Raw genomic sequence first — 21,964 nt, 5'->3', positions numbered from 1 at the left:
TGGGATCGGCGGCCGCCGAGCGGACCCAGACGGCCATCCACGACGGTGTGCCACCCGCCGCCGCACGAAGCGGGACGCCTGCCGTCGGCGGGCCGCCCTATCGGAAGGCGGCCTGGGCGGCCGGGCCGTACGGTTGCACAGTGAGGACCGCACTCCCCGCCTCGTTGTGGATCCGAATCGGGCGTCGCCTGCGGGGCCAGGTGCCCATGGCCGCTCGCGTCCTGGTCATCGGGACCGTCGCCTGGCAGGTGACGGTGTGGGCAGGCGCCCGCAACCCGCCGATCTACGCCGCGTTCGCCCCGCTCATGGCGTTGCGCAGCGATCCGTTCTCCTCGTTGACGGCGGTGGCGCTGCGCATCGTCGGGGTCATCGCGGGCGTGGCCTTGGGCCTGTCCGTGGTCACCCTGCTCACGCCCTCCCTGGCGGCCCTCGTGGTCGTGCTGGGACTGGCGCTGCTGGTCGGGATGTTTGTCGGGCCCGGGCCGGTGCTGAACCCCCAGGTCGGCCTCTCCTCCCTGTTGGTGCTGTCCAACCCGGCCCCCGACGCCTATGGGATCACCCGGGTCTGGGAGACCGCGATGGGCGGCCTGGTCACCATGGTGCTCGCCCCGCTTCTGTGGCCTCCGCATCCGCACCGCGAGCTGACGGCCTTGGCGCGGGAATGCGCCGAGAGGCTGCCGGTGGTGCTGATGGGCAGCGTGGCGGCCCTCGGTGACACCGCCGCGGCCCAGGACAACCGGATCGCCGTCGCGGCCGAGGCGGAGTGGCTCCTGCGCCTCCGCGAGCAGACGCGCGACGCGGAACGGGCGATGCGGTTCAATCCCCTGCGCAGGAAGCAGCGGGCGCAGGTGGCCGACCTTGCCGCCCGGCTGCGGACGGTCGCTCAGGCCGGCCCTTACGCCGACCTCCTCGCGGTGGAGGCTGAGGCGCTGAGCGCCAGGGACGGGCAGAGCCCAGCACTGCGCAGGGCCAGGGCCGAACTGCCCGCCGTCGTCGAGGCGACCGGGCGTGTCGTGGACGGGCTGCTGGCGGGGCGGGACCCGGCCGGGGACGCCGCGGCAGCCCGTCGGCTGCTGGACCGGTACCGGACCGAGGATCCGCAGGCCGTTGCCGTGGCCCTGCGCAGGCCGTTCCACCGGGTGCTCGACCTGTGCGTCCCGCCGTCACCACCGTCTGCGGTTCCGCAGGACCGAGGCCAGCGCGGATCCGCAGAGGCGCGCGACGACGATTCCAGCACGACATAGCCCGGGACGTGAGGCGCACGCCTTCCCGGCCACGAACCCGTGGACCGGCCTTACCCGCTGTTGGTGGAGGACGACTGCACAGCCTCCTGGTCCGGTGACGAACTCAGCGTCCCGCCCAGTTCCCCGGCCCGGCGTTCGAACGTCTCCCGCAGGTCACGCGCCGCCCGCGGTACGGACTCGGCCCTGCGCCCTTGCAGCATCAGCAGCACCCGGGTCGGGGCGCACGCCAGCGGCCGGTACGTGATGGCGCCGAGCCGTTCCAGCGGGTCCCCGATGATGCTGAAGTCCGGCAGTACGGTGACCCCAAGGCCCTCGGCGACCATCAGTTTGCCCATCTCCGCTCCGTCGGTGGAGTACGAGAAGGACGGGGCGCGGCCGTTCAGGAGCCGGTGCACATAGCGGTTCATGACGTAACCGGAGCGCATCGCGATCAGGGGCTGGGTCAGCAGGTCGTCCACGCTCACCGCGGCACGGGAGGCGAGCGGGCTGTCCGGCCGTACGCACACCACCGGCTGCCCGTGCAGCAGTTGCGTCGACTCCAGGGCGGCCGGTACGTCGTCGCCCTCCAGGTGGTTCACGAGGCCGAGGTCGAAACCGCCCTCGATCAGGGCCCGGTGGATGTCCGTCTGCTGCGCGGCGACCACCTCCACCTGGGTGACGGGATGCGCGGCACGGAAGGCGCGCACCACCGGAATGAGCAGCGGCACGGTAGCCGCGTTGACCGTACCGACCCGCACCATGCGGCTGATGCGGTGCTGCTCGCCCGCTGCGGCACGCAGCCGGTCCACCGCCTCCAGCACGCCCACGATGTGCGGCAGCAGCTCCCGGCCCTCCGCACTCATCGTCGCCCCGGTGCGTTTGCGTTCCAGCAGATCGACTCCCAGTTCCCGTTCCAGGTTCCGGACCGTTTCGCTCAACGCGGGCTGCGACAGGCGGAGTTCCTCCGCGGCCCTTCGCAGCGAGCCCAGCCGCGTCACCGCGGCGATGTATTCCAGTTGTTCTGTCCGCACGGCAGCAGAATTCCCTCGCCCCGGGACCGGTTCAAGGGTTTCCCTGTCACACCTTCGTGAAATTCAGTGGTCCGCGATACGAAACCGGTCGGATTTCCCTTGACTGCCCCGAGCGGCGACTGCCACGATCGATGCCATGAAGATGCGACTGGACCTCACGCGGCGACGCCATGTCGACCTCGCGCGCGTCTCCAGCGCCTCCTGTTGCTCAGCGGCCTGATCCTCTCGATCCGCCGCTCCACTTCCACGCCACAGCTGCCGCCGCACAGGCCACTGCCGCGTTTCACCGCGCTGCCCGAACTGTGCGCTGCCGCGCCCGCACATTTCCGGGATATGGCATCCCCTGGATGACCACGCATTCCACCACGCATTCCGCAACAGGAGTTCCGCATGCCCGCGCCCGTCAAATTCGCCTATTGGGTCCCCAACGTCAGCGGGGGACTGGTCACCAGCAAGATCGAGCAGCGCACGGACTGGGGGTACGACTACAACCGCGAACTCGCCGTCCTCGCAGAGAACAACGGGTTCGAGTACGCGCTCAGCCAGGTCCGTTACATGGCCAGCTACGGTGCCGAGTTCCAGCACGAGTCGACCAGCTTCAGCCTCGCCCTGCTCCTCGCCACCGAGCGCCTGAAGGTCATCGCCGCGGTCCACCCCGGCCTGTGGCACCCGGGCGTCCTCGCCAAACTCGGCGCCACCGCCGATCACCTGTCCGGCGGCCGTTTCGCCGTCAACGTCGTCAGCGGCTGGTTCAAGGACGAGTTCACCGCCCTCGGCGAGCCCTGGCTGGAGCACGACGAGCGCTACCGCCGCTCCGAGGAGTTCATCCGCGCCCTGCGCCAGATCTGGACCGAGGATCACACCGAACTCGCCGGTGACTTCTACCGGCTGCGTGACTTCTCGCTCAAGCCCAAGCCGCTCAACACCCCTGAGCGCCCCCACCCGGAGATCTTCCAGGGCGGCAACTCCACCGCCGCCCGGCAGATGGCCGGCCGGGTCTCGGACTGGTACTTCTCCAACGGCAAGGACTTCGACGGAGTCGTCGAGCAGATCAACGACGTACGCGCCTCGGCGGACCGGGCGGGCCGCACGGCACCCAAGTTCGGCCTCAACGGCTTCCTCATCGCCCGCGACACCGAGGCCGAGGCCCGCGACACCCTCCGGGAGATCGTCGCCAAGGCCGACTCCGACGCGGTCGAGGGCTTCGGTGCGGCCGTGAAGCAGGCGGGCCGGTCCACCGCCGACGGCAAGGGCATGTGGCAGGACTCGACCTTCGAGGACCTGGTCCAGTACAACGACGGCTTCCGCACGGGACTGATCGGCACTCCCGAGCAGATCGCCGAGCGCATCGTCGCCTACCGCAGGCTCGGCGTCGACCTCCTTCTCCTCGGCTTTCTTCACTACCACGAGGAGGTCGCGTACTTCGGCAAGCGCGTGCTGCCTCTCGTACGGGAACTGGAAGCGCAGCTTCCCGAGGACGAGCCCCGCCCCGTCCCCGCGCCGGTCTGATCTGCACCTCCTCTCCCACACCGCTCCGCACCGCGAAAGAGGGCACCCGCATGAGCGCCACCACGGCCACCGAATGGCAGACCCGCCCCGCCCCGACGACCGCCCAGGACTGGATCGCACGCGCCGCCGAGGTCGCGGCGGTCCTCGGCACCGACGCCGCCGCACGCGACCGGGCCGGCGCCACCCCGTACGCCGAGGTCCAGCTCCTCAAGGACTCCGGCCTGGTCACCCTGCTCGGCCCCGTCGAGCACGGCGGAGCCGGCCAGGACTGGACCACCGCCTACCGCGTCGTACGCGAGGTCGCCAGGGCGGATGGCTCCATCGGCCAGCTCCTCGGCTACCACTACCTGTGGAACTGGGCCGCCCGCCTGGTCGGCACCCGTGAGCAGTGGGAGCACGTCGAGGCCGAGGCCGCGCGCAACCGCTGGTTCTTCGGCGGAGCCGTCAACCCGCGTGACAAGGACGTCGTCGTCACCGAGGACGGCGACGATCTGGTCTTCACCGGCCGCAAGTCCTTCTCCACCGGCAGCAAGGTCTCCGACGTCACCGTCCTCGAAGGCGTCCTGGACGGCACCGACCAGCATGTCTTCGCGATCGTGCCCTCCGACAGCGAGGGCCTGACCTTCCACGACGACTGGGACAACATCGGCCAACGGCTCACCGAGAGCGGGAGCGTCACCATCGACGGCGTCCGCACACCGTGGTCCTCTGCGGCCGGCTATGTCGACAGGGAGTTCCAGCCGCGCACCTACAACACCCTCAACGTGCCCACCATCCAGCTGGTCTTCGTCAGCTTCTACCTCGGCATCGCCGGTGGCGCGCTGGAGACGGCGGCCGCCTACACGCGAAGCAGGACCCGGCCCTGGCTGCACGGCGGCCACGAGCGCGCGGTCGACGAGCCCCACGTCATCGACGCCTACGGTGACCTCACCGCGAAGCTCTGGGCGGCCGAGGCGCTCGCCGACGCCGTCGCCGCCGAGGGACAGAAGCTGCACGACGACCCCGACGCGGTCACCGAGCAGGCCCGCGGCGCGTTCGAGGTGCGTGTGGCGGCCGTCAAGGCCCGCGCCACCGAGGTCGCCCTGGAGATCACCAGTCGCATCTTCGAGGTGACCGGAGCCCGGTCCACCACCACTGCCGAGGGGCTGGACCGCTTCTGGCGCAACGTCCGCACCCACACCCTGCACGACCCCGTCGCCTACAAGCGCCGTGAGGTCGGCCGCTGGGTCCTGGAAGGCGCACTGCCCGAACCCACCTGGTACTCCTGACACTTCCCCGGGGGCGCCCGCCGTACGCGGGCGCCCCTGCTCCCCGAAAGAGGACCCATGGCCACCGTCCTGTCCGTCTCCGGCAGCCCCTCCGCCTCTTCCCGCACCAGCCGCCTGCTCCGCCACCTCGACGACCGGCTCGTCGCACAGGGCCACGAGGTGATCCCGCTGGACGTGCGCACCATCCCCGCCGAGGCCCTGCTCGGCGCCGACTTCCGGCACCCCGCCATCGTCGAGGCCACCGAACTGTTCGCCCGCGCGGACGGCGTCGTCATCGGCACCCCCGTCTACAAGGCGTCGTACTCCGGAGTCCTCAAGGCACTCCTCGACCTGCTCCCGCAGTACGCCCTCGCCGACAAGACCGTGCTGCCGCTGGCCACCGGCGGCTCGACGGCCCATGTCCTGGCCATCGATTACGCACTCCGCCCCGTCCTCAGCTCCATGGGCGCGGCCCACATCGTGCAGGGCTGGTTCACCCTCGACAAGGACATCACCGTGCGGGACGACGGCTCCCTGGCCGTCGCGGCGAGTGCGGCCCAGGCCCTCACCCGGGTGGTCGACCAGTTCTCGACGGCCCTGGGGCGCAGCCCGGTCCTGGCCGTGGCGGGCTGAGCAGATGTCCGTGCATGTGATCGCCGACGACGCCGAAGCCCTTGCCGTCGCCACCGCGCTGGCCGAGGAGTTCCGCGCCGGGGCCGGCGCACGCGACGCCGAACGCAGGCTCCCGCGGGCGGAGGTGGAGAGACTGTCCGCGTCGGGGCTCCTCGCCGTCACCGTCCCCGCCGAGCACGGCGGTGCGGACGTCAGCGCGCTCACCCTCGCCGAGATCTTCCGGCTGCTGGCCTCGGCCGACGGCAGCCTCGCCCAGATCCCGCAGAGCCACTTCGTGTACGTCAACGTCATACGCCGTCAGGGTACCGAGGACCAGCGGAAGTTCTTCTTCGCTGAAGTGCTCGCCGGACGCCGTTTCGGCAACGCCCAGTCCGAGGCGGGCACCAAACACGTGCAGGACATCCGTACCCGCCTCGAACCGCGCCCCGACCACTCCTACGTCCTCACCGGCGTCAAGCAATACGCCACCGGTGCGCTCTTCGCCGACTGGATCCCGGTCCTAGCCCGTGCCGAGGACGAGAACCTGCACGTGGCGTACGTCCCCCGGGACGCCCCCGGCCTGTCGGTGGTCGACGACTGGGACGGAATGGGCCAGCGCACCACGGCCAGCGGAACCGTGCGGCTCGACGCCGTGCCCGTCCCGGCCGACCACGTCCTGCCCCATCACCTCACCTTCCGGGGACCTCAACTCCACGGCGCGCTCGCACAGTTGCTGCACGCGGCCATCGACGCGGGAATCGCCGGGGGAGCCCTGGCCGAAGCCGCGGAGTTCGTGCGTACCAAGAGCCGCCCCTGGTTCGAAAGCGGGGCCGAGACGGCTGCCGAGGACCCGCTGCTGATCCAGCGGTTCGGTGAACTCGCCGTGCAGCTGCGGGCGTCCGAGGCGCTGCTCCGCGAGGCGGCCCGCGCAGTGGACGCGGCGCGCGCCGACCTCACCGACGACTCGGCGGCCGAGGCGTCGATCGCCGTGGCCGCCGCCAAGGCCCACGCGGCACACGCCGCCGTCGAGGTGACCGGCGCCCTGTTCGAGGTCGCCGGCACCCGTTCGGCGCTCAACTCCCTCAACCTCCACCGCCACTGGCGTGACGCCCGCACCCACACCCTGCACGACCCGGCCCGCTGGAAGATCCAGCACATCGGCAGATACGTGCTGAACGGCACCCGGCCACCGCGCCACGGCCTGCTCTGACGGCCGTGGGCAGCACCATCAGATCGGAGACCTCACGTGTCCCTCACCTTCCACTGGTTCCTTCCGACCAACGGCGACAGCCGCCATGTCGTCGGCGGCGGCCACGGCACCCCGGCCACCGCGTCGGGACGGGACCGGCCGCCGACCGTGGCCTACCTGAGCCAGATCGCCCGTGCAGCCGAGGACCTGGGGTTCGTGGGTGCGCTCACCCCCACCGGCGCCTGGTGCGAGGACGCGTGGCTGACCACGGCCATGGTCTCCCAGCAGAGCGAGCGCCTGAAGTTCCTGGTCGCCTTCCGCCCCGGCTTCGTCTCGCCCACCCTCGCCGCGCAGATGGCCGCCACCTTCCAGCGGCAGACCGGTGGACGGCTCCTGCTCAACGTCGTCACGGGCGGCGAGAGCCACGAGCAGCGCGCCTATGGGGACTTCCTCGACAAGGACGGCCGCTATCGCCGTACCGGTGAATTCCTCCAGATCGTGCGGGAGTTGTGGGACGGAAAGACCGTCGACCTGGCGGGGGAGCACCTCCGGGTCGAGGAGGCGAAGCTCGCCCGGGTGCCCGACCCGGTGCCCGAGGTGTACTTCGGCGGCTCGTCCCCCGTGGCGGGGGAGGTCGCGGCACGGCACGCCGACGTGTACCTCACCTGGGGCGAGCCGCCCGCACAGGTGGCCGAGAAGATCACCTGGATCCGGGCGCTGGCCGCGCAGGAGGGCCGTACCGTCCGCTTCGGCATCCGCCTGCACGTCATCACCCGTGACACCTCCGAACAGGCATGGGCCGAGGCGGACCGCCTGCTGGCGGGTTTCGACCCGCGGACGGTGCAATCGGTGCAGGCCGGGCTGGCCCGCAGCGAGTCGGAGGGACAGCGGCGCATGCTCGCCTTGCACGGAGGCAGTCGGGAGGGCCTGGAGATCCACCCGAACCTCTGGGCCGGCATCGGCCTCGTGCGCGGTGGCGCGGGCACCGCGCTGGTCGGCAGCCACGACGAGATCGTCGAACGGATCCGGGAGTACCACGCCCTTGGCATCGACGAGTTCGTGCTGTCCGGCTATCCGCACCTGGAGGAGGCGTACTGGTTCGGTGAGGGAGTGCTGCCGCGGCTGGCCGCGCAGGGCCTGTGGCACCACCCGTACGACCCCCGGCCCGAGCAGACGGCGCAGGTGCCGTTCGCGAGTTGAAGACAGAGCGGCGCTGAGGACAGCCAGGCGTTGTCGTGCAGAGGCCTGACCCCTGCTGCGTGACGAGGTGTACCGATACGGGCAGCGGGGTTACCGAGCAGCCCAGCGTCACACCCACCTGCCGACGCAGAGACCGGTGTTTCTGAGCCTGAGGCCAGAAACACCGGTCTGTGGTTGGCGGCTCAGACCTCGCCGCGCCAGGCACCGGTCTCGAGGCCGCCGCGGGATTCGATGAACTCCTTGAACCGCTTCAGGTCGCCGGTGGTCTGGCGTTTGACGAAGCCGAGCTTGTCACCGACGGTCTCGGCCAGGCCCTCGGGCTCGTAGTCCATCTGCAGCATGACCTTGGTGCGGGCCTCCTCCAGGCGGTGGAAGGTGACGACGCCGGCCTGCTTGGCTTCACCGTTGACGGTGGTCCAGGCGACGCGCTCGTCGGGGATCTGCTCGGTGATCTCCGCGTCGAACTCGCGCTCGACTCCGCCGATCCTGGTGACCCAGTGGGTGAGGGTGTCGGTGCGCTGCTCGATGCGTTCGACTCCGTCCATGAAATGGGGGAAGTCCTCGAACTGGGTCCACTGGTTGTAGGCGGTACGGACCGGGACGTCGACCTCGATGGACTCTTCTATCTGAGACAAAAGTGATCTCCCTTCTGGTGCGCGATGCCGGTCGGCCGGATGGCCGTGTCCTGCGTGGTGTTGTTCGGTGATGGCGTTCCGGCTGCCCCGAGCGCACTGGTGGATGCGTCCTGGGCGGCTCGAACGGCTGCGCTGGACGCCCGGCCGGCCCACCTGGTGACGGGCGGACGGGTCGTCAGTCCTCAGCCGTAACGGATACCCCACAGGCGAGTCCTCCGGGAGGCGCCCCCAGAAGGACCCACATGGGGCTTGCCTTCCGAACCCCACTGCGTGCGGGTTCCCACCTGGCTGCGCGCGTACCGTACGGACGTCTGCTGTGTCACTGTTCTCTCGAGTGGTGCGGGCGACTGCGGTCGCTTCGGCCGACCCGTCGGGCGATTCCCGTGAGGTGACGCTGCCGCAGGAAGTCTCACAGGACCGACTTTCCACTCGTGCACGACGTCGGCCTCGGTGGTCGACGGGCACAGCGCCCATGGAACCGACCGTCGGTGGTCTGGCCCGCACCCTCTCCGCTGCCGCACGGTGCCCGGGAGCATGTGGCGGCACCCTTACGGTGGTGGGTGACTTCCTCTCCCTACCGTGTCGGCCGCCCAGCAGTGGCTGAAGGAACTACCGGGCATTGAACGGGAGGAACCACCGGCCCGAACGGCTCACGTCAGCGATGCCTGACGCCTGCCTGGGCGCCGGGAGCGAGGGTCGGTTCGGTGACGGGGACGTCACCGAGGGCCTGGTCGACGGCGGTCAGCAGGTCGTCGGACAGCTTCACACCGGAGGCGGCCGCGTTGGCGTGAACCTGTTCGGGTCGGGAGGCGCCCGTGATGGCGGAGGCGACCTCGGTGCGGCGCAGGACCCAGGCGAGGGCCAGGGTGGGCATGCTCATCCCGGCCTCCTCGGCGATGGGGACGAGGCGCTGAACCGCTTGCAGCGTGGCGTCGCTGTAGACGAGGTCCTGGGAGACGGCCATGTCGGCGGAGGCGAACCGGCTTCCCTCCGGGACGGGCTGCCCGGGCTTGTACTTCCCGGTGAGGACGCCCTGGGCGAGCGGCGACCAGACGATCTGCGAGATGCCGTTGGCGGCACAGAGGCCGAAGACCTCGGCCTCGGGAGCCTGCCAGAGCATGGAGTACTGCGGCTGGGAGGACACGAACAGATCGGGCCCGGCGATGTCGATCGCGGCCTGGATCTGCTCGGGGGTCCACTCGCTGAAGCCGATGTAACGGGCCTTGCCCTGCTCGACGACCTTCTGGAACGCCTCGACGGTGTCCTCGATCGGCACTGACGGGTCGAAGCGGTGCGCCTGGTACAGGTCGATGTAGTCGGTCTTCAGGCGGGTGAGGGAGGCGTCGATCTGCCGGGCGATCTGCGCGGGGGACAGGCCCTGCTCGGCCGGGTCGTCCGACATGGGGAAATAGACTTTGGTCGCCAGGATGTACGAGTCTCGGGGGTGGGCCGCGAGGATCTCTCCCCAGGCCGCCTCGGCGGCTCCTCGGCCGTAGACGTTCGCGGTGTCGAAAAAGTTGATGCCCGCCTCGAACGCCGCCTCCGTGCAGGCGCGGGTCGCGTCCGCCTCGATGCCGCCGGAGTACGTGAGCCAGGACCCGAGCGAGATCTCCGAGACTTCAAGGTCCGAGCTGCCGAGCTTGCGGTACCGCATGGTTGCTCCCTGTTTCGGTGGGACGGACAGGTGCCGGCGTGGCAGGCGGTCGGCTGCCGGCCGCGGGGCGAGGCCGAAGGAGTCGGGGTCGGCCGGGTCGATCGTCGGGGCAGCAGCATTGTGCCTCCGTCCGGCGTTTCGCGGCGGCTCCACCACGCCCGGGCACGCGCCCCTGCGCCGGCCGCCGGGTGTGCGCCAGGGGAGACCCTGCCGGACCGGTGCCGCACCGGTCCGGGCCGGCGCACCGAACGCCGGTGGTCAGAGCCTGCGCCAGCGCGCGCTGCACCAGGAGAAGACACCGAACGCGGCCAAGCCCAGCGCGATCAGGGCGAGCAGCCACGGGCCGGCCGGAAGATCGCGGAACGAACGCAGGGTGTCGTCCATGCCCTTCGCCCTGCCGGGCTGGTGGCGGACGGCCGCGGCGACGGCGAATCCGCCGGCCACGGCGAAGACGACACCGCGCGCCACCCCACCGACCACACCGAAGAGGTCGGTCATCCGCCGGGCCCGCTGCGACATCGCGCCCGTCCGCAGATTGTCGCGGAACCTGCGTCTCATCGCCCGTACCGAGATCCACAGGCCGGCGACCACCACGGCCGCACCGGCGATTCCCACGAGCCACTGCCCGGCGGGCCAGCTCAGCACCATGGCGGTGACGTCGTGCGTACGCCGGTCGGAGGAGCCGCTTCCGCTGCCCCGGTCCCCGGCCGCGAAGGACAGCACGGAGAAGGACGCAAGGACGTAGAAGACGCAACGACCGGCAGCCGCCGCCCGCTTGGACGGTTTGGCGCCCTTCGGCCCCGGCCCGCCGAACACCGCCTCCGACAGCCGCCACAGCGCCATACCGGCGAGCGCGGCCCCTGCGATCCACAGCAACGCCGCACCGAAGGGCTTCCCGGCCAGCTCTTCCAGGGCGCCGCCACGGTCGGCCTGCCGCCCGTCGCTGTCGTGGCCCAAGGCGATCTGCAGGGCGATCACGCCGACGAGGAGGTAGATCAGTCCGCGGGCGGCGAAGCCCGCCCGGGCCGCCACGGCCATCGCCGGACCGTCCGCCACACGGCGGGCCCGGCCCCGCCCCTTGAGTGCCCATGACAGTGCATCCATACATCGCCGATGCCCCGGGCTTCCAACCCGACACCTCGGGAGCGCCGGGTCCGAGTGCACGCGGCGGTCGGCAGGGGGACCGCGCCGGCCGCCGACCGGGGTCAGGTCGTGGCCCGCATGGAGGCGACCGGTGTCTCCTTCGCCGAGCAGCAGATGCGCCGCGGCCGCTAGTACGACCAGCCACCCTTCTCCTTCGTGCCCGGTTACGACATGATCGGCACCATTGCGGCGGCCAGGGAAGACGCTCCGGATGCCTGGAGGTGGCCGACGGGTGGCAACGGAGCCGACCGACACCGATCTCGACCAACTGTCGACCTCGGCCCGCGACCGCCGCCTGACCTGTGTCGATGAAGCGTGAGACGACACTCCGTGTGCCGTGCCGCCTCGTCGTCAGGGGACTGCTCTGGCGCGTGGGCGAGGCGCTAGAACGGGCTCTCGGCCGTGCCCAGGATGACGAGTTCGGATCTGTCCATCATCTCCGCGAGCGTCTGCGGCGCGCCGCGCATGTGGAAGTAGTCCCACTGTGCGCGGTGGATCACCTGGTCCGGGTGGCTGAGCGCGCACAACACGTCCCAGTGCAGGGCCTGGGCCCAGACGTAGCCCGGTTCGCCGTCGACGTCCATGTCCTGCACGTCGATCGGGGTGTCCGCGAGCGCGGAGGCCAAGCGGTGGCTGTCCACGGGCCCGGCGGCGAAGTCCAGGAACGCAGCGGGGTCGGCGCCCAGGGGCGCGTCGTCGGCGCTCTCATCGTCCCGGACCGGCCAGGAGTCGTAGCGGTGGGCGCGCTCTCCGTCCCGCCAGACCTCCAACTCCAGTCGGTCGCCGTCGTACTGGAAGGCGGCCAGGACGGGGGCGCCCAACTCGGCACTGATCGGCCCGGCGAGCGCGAAGACACTGTTGTCGACGACGGACCGGTCCGGATGGACGAGGCAGAAGCTCGGCCCGGCAGGGATCGCGTAGCCCGCCGCGCAGACCTCGCGCAGGACGGGGGCCGCCTGTTCGAGCGGCACGGGAATCAACATCGTGCCGTACGTGGTCACGGCCTCACCTCCTGGGACGCGGTGACCCTACGCGGTGGTGACGCTGCGAGGCCACGGAATATGCCCACAGAGGGGTCGTCGCGGGCCCTGTCCGGCCCACTGGTGCAACTACGACCCAGAGACCGTCACCGCCTTCGTCGACGACCCCGATTTCGGTGAGGCCGGCGGCTTACTGCCATCCTGCCACCTGGTGTCCTTCGAGCCTGGACGGTGGCGTGTAGCAGCAACGCACGGGTGGACGTCGCAGCACGCTGTGCATACCGGCAGCTGATGGGGGATACCAGCGGTACATGAGGTTGCTGGCGGGGTTGCTCGACGTTGACCGGAGGCTGACACGACAGGCGGCTGCCGGTTGTCCGCCGATGGTGGGCAGGGTGCTGTCGGCGCTGGAGGAGGCCGCGGAGGGCAGCAAGCTGTGGTGCGCCGCGGCCGTGGTGATGGCCGTGTCCGGGGGCTGGCGCGGCCGACGCGCCGCGGTGTCGGGCGTTGCGGCACTGGCCGTGGCGCAGTTGGCCTCCAACGGCGTGTGCAAACAGCTGGCCGACCGACCCCGGCCACCGAAAGAGTGGTTCCCGCACGAGGAGGTCGAGGACCGCCCTCAGTCGTCCTCCTTCCCTTCCGGACACACGGCGGCCGCCGTCGCTTTCACCGCGGCCGTCGCCCCCGCGTGGCCGCTGGCCGGCGCGCTCTGCGCGGTGCCCGCAGTGACGGTGGCCCTCGAGCGGGTGCAGTCCGGCGCCCACTACCCCAGCGACGTCGCCACCGGAGCCGCTGTCGGCCTGGCCAGCGCCTGGCTCACGCGGCATACCCCGCGCGTGCTGCTCCGCCACCGTCTGCCCGTGCTTTACGGGTCCTGAGCCGGCCCGTTGGAGGTACTCGTGCGCTCGTGGGGCCGGGACGCGGTGAGTAGCCGGGCCGGGACCGAGAAGAGCGGGAGGTGATCGCTCTGGCGGGCACGCAGCCGTATGTCACCACAAGCAGCCGGGATACCGGGCAGGAGCCGGTGAGCGAGCCGGCCAGCGGACCTGAACTGTGTTTGGAGTGACAGGAGACTGTTACGCGCGGTTCTGTGGGTGCCTGGGCTGAGATTCCCTCGGGCTAGATGATCAATTCCAAGGAATGCCTGCAGGGGGTGTGGGGCGGGCGGCGGCCGAAGCCACCGCGAGACGGTCAGGCGGCGGGCTGCCGACCCTGGTTTTCAAGTGGCAGCGGGCGGTCAGGCGTCAGGGTCGACTTCGGGGTGCGTGAACCGCACGGGCTTGCCCAGCGACCGGGCGTAGGCGATTTCGGCTCGGGTGCTGTCTCCGACGTAGTCGCCGACCACGAGCACCTCATCAGCGAGCCGGATCTTCGCCCGGTGCAGATCGTCGAGTCGAACCTTCAGCGCCTCGGCCTCGACAGGGTCGGACCAAAGTTCGTGCGGCGACTTCATGTCACAGCCCGGTTTGACGACAATCCTTCCGGCTTTGGTCTCCCGCAGATCGGCCTCGGTCATCTGGGTCATGAAGCGGGTGGAGCCGCAGATGGCGACGATACGCGGGAGGCTCAACAGCTTCTTCGCGTCGGCGAGCTTCTCCTCGGGGGTGCGCAGTTGCGGGTATGACACTGGTTCCTCCTGGTGGTGTGGTCCAAGGGGTGCCTGCGGAGACGAGAACGAGGGTGTCCAAGATCGTTTTGTGACGAACGACGTGGACACCCTCGTGACAGCACTCTATGTGACGACCGACGACATGCTGAAGGAGCATCCCGACCTGGCGCCGTGGCGCCCGCCAGTCGGCATTACGCCCCGCCTGAGCGCTGCCGAACTGGTCACCCTCGCCACGATGCAGGCCATACTCGGCTACACCTCCGAGGCCAATTGGCTCCGCCATGCCCGTGCCCACCTTCGCCACCTCTTCCCCTACCTGCCCCAGCAGCCCGGCTACAACAAGCGGCTGCGCAAGGCCGTCGGTCTGATGCGAAGCGTCAACCGGATCCTGGCCGCCACCACCTCGGCGTGGAGCGACGACGTATGGGTCGTGGACTCCACCCCGGTGGAATGCGGCGGGTCGATTGGCTTCGTTCATGCCAAACAGCAGCAGGATGGCCGCCGTTGCTCGTGATGGTGGCGGGTCGTGCGTGTGTGTGGGGGGATCAGTGGGCCGTGTCAACCCGCCGATGGGGTAAGGCTGGTGCGGTCGAACGGGCCACCGTGCGCGGCGGCGTACGCGATGGCGTCGTTGACGGCATCGAGGCCGAACGACCGGACCCGTTCGGGCGCGAGATCCAGAGCGCCCGAGGCGAGGAGCCGGATGATGCCGACATTGGCTGTGCGCGGGTACATCCACTGTCCGCGCACGGTGATCGAGTTGCGCATGATCCATGGGTACGGGAGCGCCAGGTCGTCGCCACCGAGCATGCCGACGCCGCCCATGAGGACCACGCGGCCGTACTCGCGCACGGTCATGGCCGCCGCGCGCGACGCCGAACTGGGTGCGCTCGGCGGGAGCAGGTCGATCACCATGTCGATCGGGCCGTCGGTCGCCGCGGACATCGCCGTCCGGTCGGTGGCCTCGTCTCCGGTCAGCGGGAGCGGGAGCAGCCGCGGGCCGAACCGGTCTGCGAGGAGGTCGAGCGCGGCCTGGTTGCGGCCCGGGGCGATGACGCGGCCCGCTCCCATCGCGAGCGCGACCGCGACCGCGCTGCTGCCGAGGTTGCCGGTGGCCCCGCTGACGAGTAGCGTCTCGCCGGCTGCGAGCCCGCCTGCGAGCAGCCCGCCGTAGGGGATGGCGTGCACGGTGAGTGCGGCCCAGCGGGCCGGGTCGTCCCCTGCCGCGGCGGGCAGTGGGAAGACGTTCTCCGTCGGGACCCGCATGAGCTCGGCGAACGAACCGTCGTGCAGGTGGCGGGCGAGTCGCGCGCCGCCCTCGCCGCGCGAGCTCCAGCCCTGGAGCGTGATGTCGGGCGTCAGTGCGTCGTCCCGCGAGCGGACCGTCGAGTCGCACCACACCAGGTCGCCGACGCGCAGCCGGGTGGCGTCCGGGCCGACGTGGATGATGCGCCCCACGCCGCCGACGCCGGGCACGACGGGAGGGATCAGGGGGTAGTTCCGCTTGCCGCCGAAGACCTCGGCCGCGTAGGGCGCCACGCTGGCGGCGAGGACCTCGACCAGCACCTCACCGCCCCCGGCTTCCGGATCGGGTATCTCCCGCACCGTGAGAGGGGCGCCGAACTGCGTCAGGACTGCTGCTCGCACGTGATGACCTCCGTGTTCGTCCGCGCTCGTGGGATCGACACTAGGAGCCGGGTGAGCATGCGGGAAGCGATGATCTGGCATCCGTGGTATGCGTATGCCGCATGGACATCTCCAGCGCGGGACTGCGGGTTCTGCGGCAGATCGCCGAGTCCGGCAGTTTCACCGCGGCAGCTGCCCGACTCGGCTATACCCAGTCGGCCGTCTCACGCCAGGCCGCCGCCCTCGAACGCAGCGCGGGCACCACCCTGTTCGAACGCCGCCCGGACGGGGTACGGCTCACCCCCGCCGGCTTGACCTTGCTGCGGCACGCCCACACGATCCTGGCCTCTCTCGCAGCGGCCGAGCGTGAGCTCACCGGCACCGCCCCCCGGACCGAACTGGTACGGCTCGGGGTGTTCCTGAGCGCGGGCGCGGCGATCCTGCCCGCCGCACTCGCACACCTCGCGGCGGCCGACCCGCAGATCACGGTCACCACCAGCGAGGGCACCACGCCCACCCTGACCCGGGCGCTGCGCGCGGGCTCGCTCGACCTCGCCGTGCTGACATCCCGCCCACCCCACCGGCCCTTCGACGGCGACTCGCCGCGCCTGCACGTCGAGACCGTCGCGGACACCGAACTGGTCGTGGCGGTGCCGTCGACCGGAGAGTTCGCCGGACGCACCAAGGTGCACGTCGACGAGCTGGTCGACGCCGCGTGGATCGCCACCCCGTCATCGAGCTCCGAGCCGCTGCTCGGCGTCTGGCCCGGCCTGCCCGGACGGCCGCGCATCGTCCACTCCGCGCGCGACTGGCTGACGAAGCTCCATCTGGTCGCCGGCGGCTTCGGCGTGACGACGGTGCCGTCCCGGCTCTCACCGGTGCTGCCGCCCGGGGTGAGCCTGCTGCGCGTCGACGGCGCACCCCCCGAGATCCGCCGGGTGCTCGTGGCACGCCTCCCCGGCCACCCCACCCCGGCGATCACGGCCGTCACCCGAGCGATCACTTCGACCGCGCTCGATTTCCCAGCAGCAGCACTCTCGCGCCACGAGCTCAGGCTGTCACACGGCGAGGACTGAGCCGTCAGCCCCCGTTGGACCTGCATCGGGCGTGGCCGGCAGGGCGGTGCCCGGGCGCCGGGTGACTCTCCGTCAGCGAGCGGTGGTGCACGGCAGGGCAGCGTGCCCCATCACGCCGACTGCGCTTCCGGGACCCGCCGGGAGCCGTTCACGCCTCGTTGTCCCGCCACCGGCCGCCCTGTGGGGCGGTGTCGTAGCGGGTGGAGCGGTCGGCGTTGCCGGTGAAGTCGTTGTCGGTGACGCGGCCGCCCTCCCAGTGGCCGTCGGCCGTGATCCACACGGCGTGACTCTGCGTACGCGGCTCCTGGTCGTCCCAGAACCGGTTGCCGTGCACATGTGGTCGGGTCACCGGCGCCGCGACGGTGAGACCGGCACGCGGGGTGGGGGAGTCGGGCAGCCGGTAAGCGGTTCCCGCCGGGGGCGTGCCCTCGCTCCAGGCCGAGTCCGCGCCGGGCCGGCAGGGCGCCAGGACGAGCTCGGTGGCCGTGTTGCGCAGGACCACCGCGCTCTGCCCGCCCGCCGTCACCCGCTTGCCGCGATGCCCGTCGGCGGGCCAGCCGGCGTGCTCGTCGATCACCGACCGCGCCAGGTACCTCACCCCGTCGCCGCCACCCGCCGCGGCCGGCGCGGCCCGGCGCCCGTTGTCGCGGAACCGGTTGACGAGGATCGCCGGCTCCCGCAGCCCGGCGTCCACCCGGACCCCGTCCAGGGCGTTGCCGCGGATGTCGTTGGACTCCAGTACGACGTCCGAGGCCGGTTCCTGGTCGCCGCCCGCGAGATTGTGCTCCCAGTACCCGTACCGCCCGTTGTCGCTGATCCGGTTGCCGCGGAAGGCGTACGGCCCCGGCGTGTTGCCGAATCCGATCCCGTCCCGGACGTTCCCGTCGATGACGCAGCCGGTGACGATCCCGCCGCGGCCGCCGGTGCCCGAGGTCCCCTGCGCGGACACGTCGAACCCGGCCTCGTGGTTGCCGAGCATCGTGCAGTTCGCCACCAGCAGCCCGTCCGCGCCCCAGTCGGAGATGCCGAAGCGGTTGTCCTCCACGTGGCAGGCGGTGATCCGGATGCCCCGCGGCGGCGTCCACTCCTCCTGCTGCAGCTCGAGGAAAATCCCGTTCGTGCCGTTGCCGGTCGCCGTGCACGCCGTCACCGTCAGCCGCTCCACGTCCCCCCATCCGCCCACACCGATCCCAATGCCCGCCCCGCCCATCTTCTCCCCGGGGTCCTGCGCCCCGCATCGCTCGGCCAGCACCGCCTCCACGACCGTGTCCTGCAGGAAGTCGCAGCCGAAACCGGTGGCGGCGGCGTCGTGCACGTACAGGTCGGTGAAACGGCCGCGCAGCACGTACTGCAGCCCGATGCCCTTGGCCAGCGGGTCGTACGTCTTCGTCCGTACGCCCGAGGCGTCGATCTCGAAGTGCGCGAAGGCGACGTCGGCCAGATGGTTCTCGGGGCCCGCGCCGTGCTTCTGCGAGGTGAACCACGCCAGCGGCACCGGATCGGACGGCCGACTCGGGTTGCCCAGCACGAAACAGGTGGCGCCGCGTCCGGCGCCGATCAGCGACACGCCGCTGCGCCACACCACCGGCTCGTCCAGGATCACGTAGCGGCCCGGCGGGACCATGATCCGGCGCGCCAGCCCGTCCTTGGCGCAGGCCGCGCCGAGCTCGTCCACCAGCGCGGCGAGCGCCGGCTGGTCGTTGGTGGTGCCGTCGCCGGCCAGTCCGTAGGTGTGTGCGTCGACCGTCAGAGGCGTGGACATCGACTCCTCCTCACCGCCGCTGGTGGCTGACGAGTACCGGACTTCCGCCCCTCGCATGCATGCGCCCGAACGCGCCCACCGGCCGTGTCGGCGGCGCGAGGGGGGCACTGCGGCGGTGGACCGGCCTCCGTACCCGGAGGCGCATGCGAGGGGACGGGAGACGACATGCGCGCGCGTGGAGAGGGCGACCCGGCGTCCGGCGCGGACCGGATCGGTGACGCGGCGAACCGGCTGGCGCAGGACACCGCGGACCTGGCGCGCCGGGAGCTCCGGGCGATCCAGGACGAGGCCATGGCCGGGCTGCGGAGGCTCACCGTGGGCGGCACGCTGCTCGCGGGCGCGGGACTGTGCGGCATCCTCGCCGTCTCGGCGGTGCACGAGACCGTGCTGCGCGCCGCCGAGTCGGTGCTGCCCAGGGCGCGCGCCGCGGCGCTCCTCGCCGGCCTGTACACCTCGGCCGCCGTGGGCCTGGGCCTGGTGGCGCGCAACCGGATGCGGGCCGCGGCCGAAGCTGCGGCGGAGGCGCTGGAGCACGGGCATACGACGATGCCCGCGACCGCGGACGTGGTCGGCCGCACGGCCCCGGAGGACCCGCGGGAAAGCCGGCCGAACGGCTGACCGAACGGCCGGCCCCCGGTCATTGACGGGCCGCGCCGGGGCACTCCCTTGGCCGCATCGGCGCCGCCGCGAACTGGTAGCAGGACCCCGCCGTACACCGAGCACACGCACTCGACCGGAAGTGCCGTCGGCATCGCGTGAGTGGCGGGAGCGCAGCAGCGTCGCCAGGCCGACGTCGGTGGCGAGGAGGTGGCCTGTCTCGCACCGCTCGATCGGCTTCCGGGGAAGCGAAGGATGAGCCGTCACCGCCACGGCGCTTCGCGCGCCAACCGTTCGGTCAGCTGAGGTCTCCTGGACTGGTCAGCCGGGGGAAGGTGTGTGACGGTCACCTACGGTTGCGCTGGTTGCTGTACTTCATTGCTGCACAGCGGTTGGGGCATTGGTTGCGGATTTCGGTTGCCTGGTCAGGACGCACCAGTTCATATCGTCGGGGTCCCCTATGGTCAGAGCCACCAGCAAGTGTCCATCGTTCCGGTAAAGGTCGAACGAGGTGACTTCGTCCCGTATGGTGACATCGAGTTCTTCGTCACCGCCGGACTTGTCGATTTCCCAGGTGCCATTCCCACTGATCCTTTGCGTGACCTTCCCGTTGAGGTCCGTATCAGTAGGGATGCCGGCGGCGGACGCCGATCCGTCCGGATTCAAGGTCAACGTGGCCTCGCAGTCCGCGGCGTGCCAGGTGCCTATGAGCTGAGAGGCGTGGACGTTCTTCGCGAGCGGATAGCCGCCCCATCCCATGCACGCGGAGACCGACAGTGCCATCGGGGCCGACATCAACGCCCACTTCCATGCCCCGGCCGTTCATCGCCCGCCCCCTTCACACTGGTGGCGTGATCTTACGTCTCTGGCCAGGCGGGGCAGCACGCGGTCTGCGCGCGACGACGGCCCGGTGGGCTGAGGCTCAGAGACCTCGAGAGACGTGTTCGAAAGTCCTGGCGTCTTTTTGTGTTTCCGTTCCTGCTCGAGTTGTGACGTGTTTTTTTCCGCCATGTGGATGCTCGTGGTGAAGCTGCTGGCGTGCTGGTGCGCCCAGGCGACGGTCCGCCTCCCGGACTAGGACCTGCGCCCCATGCGCACCGTCCGATCTGCTGGCTAAGGTCGGCGCCCATGCAAGCTTCGGAGATCATTCGCCGCAGCGCGGCGGAGCGCAGGCGGGACACCCTGGAACGGCTCGGCTCAGAGCGCGACATATGGGTGTCGACGGCCCACCCCGACCATGGCCCGCACCAGGTGCCACTGTGGTTTCTGTGGGACGGACAGGCGGCGTGGATGTGTACCGGCGCGGACTCCGCGACCGCACGCAATGTACGCAAGGAACCGCGCGTACGGCTGGCACTGCCGGATACCTTCGATGTGGTGCTGCTGCAAGGAGAGGCCGAGTGCTATCCCGCACGGGAAGTGCCAAAAGATGCCGCGGATGCGTTCGCGGGCAAGTTCGGCTGGGATCCGCGTACGGAAGAAACCCCCTTCGTGTACCTGCGCGTGGCGCCGCGGACAGTGCGCGCCTGGCGCGGAGAACCTGAACTGCGCGGCAGGCTCGTCATGCGCGAGGGGGCGTGGCTGGGGTAGCCCGGGGCCCTGGGTGCATTTCCAATGCCTTGGTCGCCCCCATTCGTTGATGGCCGCTAGGAGGATTGTCGCCTCCTAGCGGACGGCGAGTTTCTCGTACCGGGTGGCGGCCGCGCGGTGGCGCTCAAGGCGATTGAAGCCGTCCTCGACCGCGTGGCGCTCTTGTAGTCGCTCTTGTCGAACACCGGCGGCCGGCCACCGTGCGAGCCGCGCTTCTTGCGGCCGGTTTGACCTGGCAGGGGAGGGCTGCTGGCGCACCCTGCAGCCTGGCACGGCCGACGGCCGCCTCGTCGGCCAGAACCTGCACGCCCTGGCCTCCCTCACCGGCACACCGTGGTGGCCGGAGCTGCGGGGGGCAGTGCCGTTCTGGGGAGGGCTCACGGCCCCTGCACCTGATCACGCAGGATCTCGACGGTAGCTGACGAGAGGTTCGGCATGGGCGAAGGCGTGGCCGCAGCGGGGCAGGCCCCGGCGACAAGGATGACCTCGGGAGAGACCTCGTCGGGCTCGACCCGCACGGTCGCGTGGTGGGGATGCTCGACGTTGACCGGAGGCTGACACGACAGGCGGCTGCCGGTTGTCCGCCGATGGCGGGCAAGGTGCTGTCGGCGCTGGAGGAGGCCGCGGAGGGCAGCAAGCTGTGGTGCGCCGCGGCCATGGTGATGGCCGTGTCCGGGGGCTGGCGCGGCCGACGCGCTGCCGCGTCGGGTGTTGCGGTGCTGGCGGTGGCGCAGCTGGTCTCCTGATTCGTCCTCGGTGCCTTCCGGGCACACCGCGGCCGCCGTCGCCCCCGCGTGGCCGCTGGCCGGCGAGTTCTGCGCGGTGCCCGCAGTGACGGTGGCCCTCGAGCGGGTGCAGTCCGGCGCCCACTACCCCAGCGACGTCGCCACCGGAGCCGATGTCGGCCTGGCCAGCGCCTGGCTCACCCGGCATACCCCGCGCCTGCTGCTGCGCCACCGGCTGCGCAGCGGCCTGTCGTGGTGAAGAGGCCGTACAGGAATGACGAAGTGAACGCCCCATCACGGTATCGCCGGCGTCGCCTGCCCGTCGTCCGTTGGGGCCGTCATTCTCGGGAACAGCGCCGTGGACCGGGGAGGGCTGGCATCGATCCTGTCCGGTGGGCTACGTTGTGCGCGATGACTACCGGGACGGCCTTGCGCCACACGCGGATTGGTGACCCGGTGCTCCTCTGAGCGCCGTACGGGCCGGTGCCGGCCCGCTGTTGGATCGAGGATCCGGCGCTGCTGCGCGGGCTCCGCCTCCTGTCGTGTTGATCACAGC

Annotated in this window: 22 protein-coding genes and 2 pseudogenes; 15 read left to right on the top strand and 9 right to left on the bottom strand. The window is 70.9% G+C overall.

The annotated features are described in order from the left end of the window. Nucleotides 1-206: 206 nt before the first annotated feature. Nucleotides 207-1,244, top strand: coding sequence for an FUSC family protein (locus AB0950_RS18495; RefSeq protein WP_360158320.1), 1,038 nt, complete (start codon nt 207-209; stop codon nt 1,242-1,244). A 50-nt stretch (nt 1,245-1,294) separates the two neighbouring features. On the opposite strand, the gene AB0950_RS18490 is transcribed toward AB0950_RS18495, so the two are convergent. Then, nucleotides 1,295-2,254 carry a LysR family transcriptional regulator gene (locus tag AB0950_RS18490; RefSeq protein WP_360571975.1) on the bottom strand — a complete coding sequence of 320 codons (960 nt, stop codon included), beginning with the start codon at nt 2,252-2,254 and terminating at the stop codon, nt 1,295-1,297. 136 nt (nt 2,255-2,390) lie between these two features. Between AB0950_RS18490 and AB0950_RS18485 the strand changes: the two genes are divergently transcribed. From AB0950_RS18485 to AB0950_RS18460, 6 genes are all read left to right on the top strand, one after another. Beyond that, complete coding sequence (locus AB0950_RS18485; protein WP_351532065.1) at nt 2,391-2,474, top strand: putative leader peptide; 84 nt, start codon at nt 2,391-2,393, stop codon at nt 2,472-2,474. Between the two features lie 170 nt (nt 2,475-2,644). Beyond that, complete coding sequence (gene sfnG, locus AB0950_RS18480) at nt 2,645-3,763, top strand: dimethylsulfone monooxygenase SfnG (protein WP_366778950.1); 1,119 nt, start codon at nt 2,645-2,647, stop codon at nt 3,761-3,763. A 50-nt stretch (nt 3,764-3,813) separates the two neighbouring features. Continuing rightward, complete coding sequence (locus AB0950_RS18475) at nt 3,814-5,031, top strand: acyl-CoA dehydrogenase family protein (protein WP_366778949.1); 1,218 nt, start codon at nt 3,814-3,816, stop codon at nt 5,029-5,031. Nucleotides 5,032-5,088: 57 nt separating this feature from the next. Continuing rightward, nucleotides 5,089-5,643 (top strand): NADPH-dependent FMN reductase, encoded by a 555-nt coding sequence (gene ssuE, locus AB0950_RS18470; protein WP_360158308.1) that lies wholly within the window; start codon nt 5,089-5,091, stop codon nt 5,641-5,643. A gap of 4 nt (nt 5,644-5,647) precedes the next feature. Continuing rightward, nucleotides 5,648-6,832, top strand: coding sequence for an SfnB family sulfur acquisition oxidoreductase (locus AB0950_RS18465; protein WP_360571970.1), 1,185 nt, complete (start codon nt 5,648-5,650; stop codon nt 6,830-6,832). Nucleotides 6,833-6,868: 36 nt separating this feature from the next. Then, nucleotides 6,869-8,011, top strand: a complete 1,143-nt coding sequence (locus AB0950_RS18460; protein WP_361987160.1) for an LLM class flavin-dependent oxidoreductase — start codon at nt 6,869-6,871, stop codon at nt 8,009-8,011. 182 nt (nt 8,012-8,193) lie between these two features. Here AB0950_RS18460 and AB0950_RS18455 read toward each other — a convergent pair whose 3' ends face one another. The 3 genes from AB0950_RS18455 to AB0950_RS18445 form a co-directional block, all read right to left on the bottom strand. Next, nucleotides 8,194-8,646: an SRPBCC family protein gene (locus tag AB0950_RS18455; RefSeq protein ID WP_360158299.1), complete on the bottom strand. Its 453-nt coding sequence runs from the start codon at nt 8,644-8,646 to the stop codon at nt 8,194-8,196. Between the two features lie 655 nt (nt 8,647-9,301). Then, complete coding sequence (locus tag AB0950_RS18450; protein WP_366778948.1) at nt 9,302-10,300, bottom strand: aldo/keto reductase family protein; 999 nt, start codon at nt 10,298-10,300, stop codon at nt 9,302-9,304. A gap of 258 nt (nt 10,301-10,558) precedes the next feature. Further along, nucleotides 10,559-11,338, bottom strand: a complete 780-nt coding sequence (locus tag AB0950_RS18445; RefSeq protein WP_360571964.1) for a DUF1206 domain-containing protein — start codon at nt 11,336-11,338, stop codon at nt 10,559-10,561. A 150-nt stretch (nt 11,339-11,488) separates the two neighbouring features. On the opposite strand from AB0950_RS18445, the pseudogene AB0950_RS18440 reads away from it, so the two are divergent. Beyond that, nucleotides 11,489-11,635: pseudogene (locus tag AB0950_RS18440) on the top strand (NADPH:quinone reductase); the annotation flags it as partial. Nucleotides 11,636-11,826: 191 nt separating this feature from the next. Here AB0950_RS18440 and AB0950_RS18435 read toward each other — a convergent pair. Beyond that, entirely contained in the window at nt 11,827-12,444 is a 618-nt protein-coding gene (locus AB0950_RS18435) for a hypothetical protein (protein ID WP_360571962.1), read from the bottom strand. A 290-nt stretch (nt 12,445-12,734) separates the two neighbouring features. Here AB0950_RS18435 and AB0950_RS18430 point away from each other — a divergent pair, with 290 nt between their 5' ends. Further along, a complete protein-coding gene (locus tag AB0950_RS18430) occupies nt 12,735-13,301 on the top strand; it encodes a phosphatase PAP2 family protein (protein WP_366778947.1) in 567 nt (188 codons plus the stop codon). Nucleotides 13,302-13,660: 359 nt separating this feature from the next. Here AB0950_RS18430 and AB0950_RS18425 read toward each other — a convergent pair whose 3' ends face one another. Continuing rightward, nucleotides 13,661-14,050, bottom strand: coding sequence for a hypothetical protein (locus tag AB0950_RS18425; RefSeq protein WP_366778945.1), 390 nt, complete (start codon nt 14,048-14,050; stop codon nt 13,661-13,663). 70 nt (nt 14,051-14,120) lie between these two features. Here AB0950_RS18425 and AB0950_RS18420 point away from each other — a divergent pair. Further along, nucleotides 14,121-14,495: pseudogene (locus tag AB0950_RS18420) on the top strand (IS982 family transposase); the annotation flags it as partial. 95 nt (nt 14,496-14,590) lie between these two features. Here the strand turns inward: AB0950_RS18420 and AB0950_RS18415 are convergent. Then, the gene (locus AB0950_RS18415; protein ID WP_366778944.1) at nt 14,591-15,679 is read right to left on the bottom strand and encodes a zinc-binding alcohol dehydrogenase family protein; all 1,089 of its coding nucleotides are present in this window, start codon (nt 15,677-15,679) and stop codon (nt 14,591-14,593) included. Nucleotides 15,680-15,780: 101 nt separating this feature from the next. Between AB0950_RS18415 and AB0950_RS18410 the strand changes: the two genes are divergently transcribed. After that, nucleotides 15,781-16,734, top strand: a complete 954-nt coding sequence (locus AB0950_RS18410; RefSeq protein WP_366778943.1) for a LysR family transcriptional regulator — start codon at nt 15,781-15,783, stop codon at nt 16,732-16,734. 148 nt (nt 16,735-16,882) lie between these two features. Here AB0950_RS18410 and AB0950_RS18405 read toward each other — a convergent pair whose 3' ends face one another. Beyond that, the gene (locus AB0950_RS18405; protein WP_366778942.1) at nt 16,883-18,496 is read right to left on the bottom strand and encodes a right-handed parallel beta-helix repeat-containing protein; all 1,614 of its coding nucleotides are present in this window, start codon (nt 18,494-18,496) and stop codon (nt 16,883-16,885) included. Nucleotides 18,497-18,661: 165 nt separating this feature from the next. Between AB0950_RS18405 and AB0950_RS18400 the strand changes: the two genes are divergently transcribed. Further along, complete coding sequence (locus tag AB0950_RS18400; protein ID WP_366778941.1) at nt 18,662-19,114, top strand: phage holin family protein; 453 nt, start codon at nt 18,662-18,664, stop codon at nt 19,112-19,114. A 354-nt stretch (nt 19,115-19,468) separates the two neighbouring features. Here the strand turns inward: AB0950_RS18400 and AB0950_RS18395 are convergent, their stop codons facing one another. Next, nucleotides 19,469-19,888 (bottom strand): hypothetical protein, encoded by a 420-nt coding sequence (locus AB0950_RS18395; protein ID WP_366778940.1) that lies wholly within the window; start codon nt 19,886-19,888, stop codon nt 19,469-19,471. Nucleotides 19,889-20,221: 333 nt separating this feature from the next. Between AB0950_RS18395 and AB0950_RS18390 the strand changes: the two genes are divergently transcribed. From AB0950_RS18390 to AB0950_RS18380, 3 genes are all read left to right on the top strand, one after another. After that, nucleotides 20,222-20,683 (top strand): pyridoxamine 5'-phosphate oxidase family protein, encoded by a 462-nt coding sequence (locus tag AB0950_RS18390; RefSeq protein ID WP_360158266.1) that lies wholly within the window; start codon nt 20,222-20,224, stop codon nt 20,681-20,683. Nucleotides 20,684-21,210: 527 nt separating this feature from the next. After that, nucleotides 21,211-21,429, top strand: coding sequence for a hypothetical protein (locus AB0950_RS18385; RefSeq protein WP_366778939.1), 219 nt, complete (start codon nt 21,211-21,213; stop codon nt 21,427-21,429). Between the two features lie 10 nt (nt 21,430-21,439). Further along, the gene (locus AB0950_RS18380; protein ID WP_366778938.1) at nt 21,440-21,667 is read left to right on the top strand and encodes a phosphatase PAP2 family protein; all 228 of its coding nucleotides are present in this window, start codon (nt 21,440-21,442) and stop codon (nt 21,665-21,667) included. Nucleotides 21,668-21,964 lie beyond the last annotated feature (297 nt).

The organism is Streptomyces sp. NPDC007189, from assembly GCF_040703635.1.
Classification (GTDB): domain Bacteria; phylum Actinomycetota; class Actinomycetes; order Streptomycetales; family Streptomycetaceae; genus Streptomyces.
Note: the sequence above shows the minus strand (reverse complement) of the source record. Positions and strands in the feature narration are given on the sequence as shown.

What these genes read in the sequence shown, in the direction of transcription:
- sfnG (WP_366778950.1), top strand. Translation starts at nt 2,645, where the DNA reads ATGCCCGCGCCCGTCAAATTCGCCTATTGGGTCCCCAACGTCAGCGGG.
- AB0950_RS18395 (WP_366778940.1), bottom strand. Translation starts at nt 19,888, where the DNA reads ATGTCGGCCCCGATGGCACTGTCGGTCTCCGCGTGCATGGGATGGGGC.
- AB0950_RS18405 (WP_366778942.1), bottom strand. Translation starts at nt 18,496, where the DNA reads ATGTCCACGCCTCTGACGGTCGACGCACACACCTACGGACTGGCCGGC.
- AB0950_RS18475 (WP_366778949.1), top strand. Translation starts at nt 3,814, where the DNA reads ATGAGCGCCACCACGGCCACCGAATGGCAGACCCGCCCCGCCCCGACG.
- ssuE (WP_360158308.1), top strand. Translation starts at nt 5,089, where the DNA reads ATGGCCACCGTCCTGTCCGTCTCCGGCAGCCCCTCCGCCTCTTCCCGC.
- AB0950_RS18495 (WP_360158320.1), top strand. Translation starts at nt 207, where the DNA reads ATGGCCGCTCGCGTCCTGGTCATCGGGACCGTCGCCTGGCAGGTGACG.
- AB0950_RS18465 (WP_360571970.1), top strand. Translation starts at nt 5,648, where the DNA reads ATGTCCGTGCATGTGATCGCCGACGACGCCGAAGCCCTTGCCGTCGCC.
- AB0950_RS18390 (WP_360158266.1), top strand. Translation starts at nt 20,222, where the DNA reads ATGCAAGCTTCGGAGATCATTCGCCGCAGCGCGGCGGAGCGCAGGCGG.
- AB0950_RS18410 (WP_366778943.1), top strand. Translation starts at nt 15,781, where the DNA reads ATGGACATCTCCAGCGCGGGACTGCGGGTTCTGCGGCAGATCGCCGAG.
- AB0950_RS18400 (WP_366778941.1), top strand. Translation starts at nt 18,662, where the DNA reads ATGCGCGCGCGTGGAGAGGGCGACCCGGCGTCCGGCGCGGACCGGATC.
- AB0950_RS18485 (WP_351532065.1), top strand. Translation starts at nt 2,391, where the DNA reads ATGAAGATGCGACTGGACCTCACGCGGCGACGCCATGTCGACCTCGCG.
- AB0950_RS18445 (WP_360571964.1), bottom strand. Translation starts at nt 11,338, where the DNA reads ATGGCCGTGGCGGCCCGGGCGGGCTTCGCCGCCCGCGGACTGATCTAC.
- AB0950_RS18450 (WP_366778948.1), bottom strand. Translation starts at nt 10,300, where the DNA reads ATGCGGTACCGCAAGCTCGGCAGCTCGGACCTTGAAGTCTCGGAGATC.
- AB0950_RS18430 (WP_366778947.1), top strand. Translation starts at nt 12,735, where the DNA reads ATGAGGTTGCTGGCGGGGTTGCTCGACGTTGACCGGAGGCTGACACGA.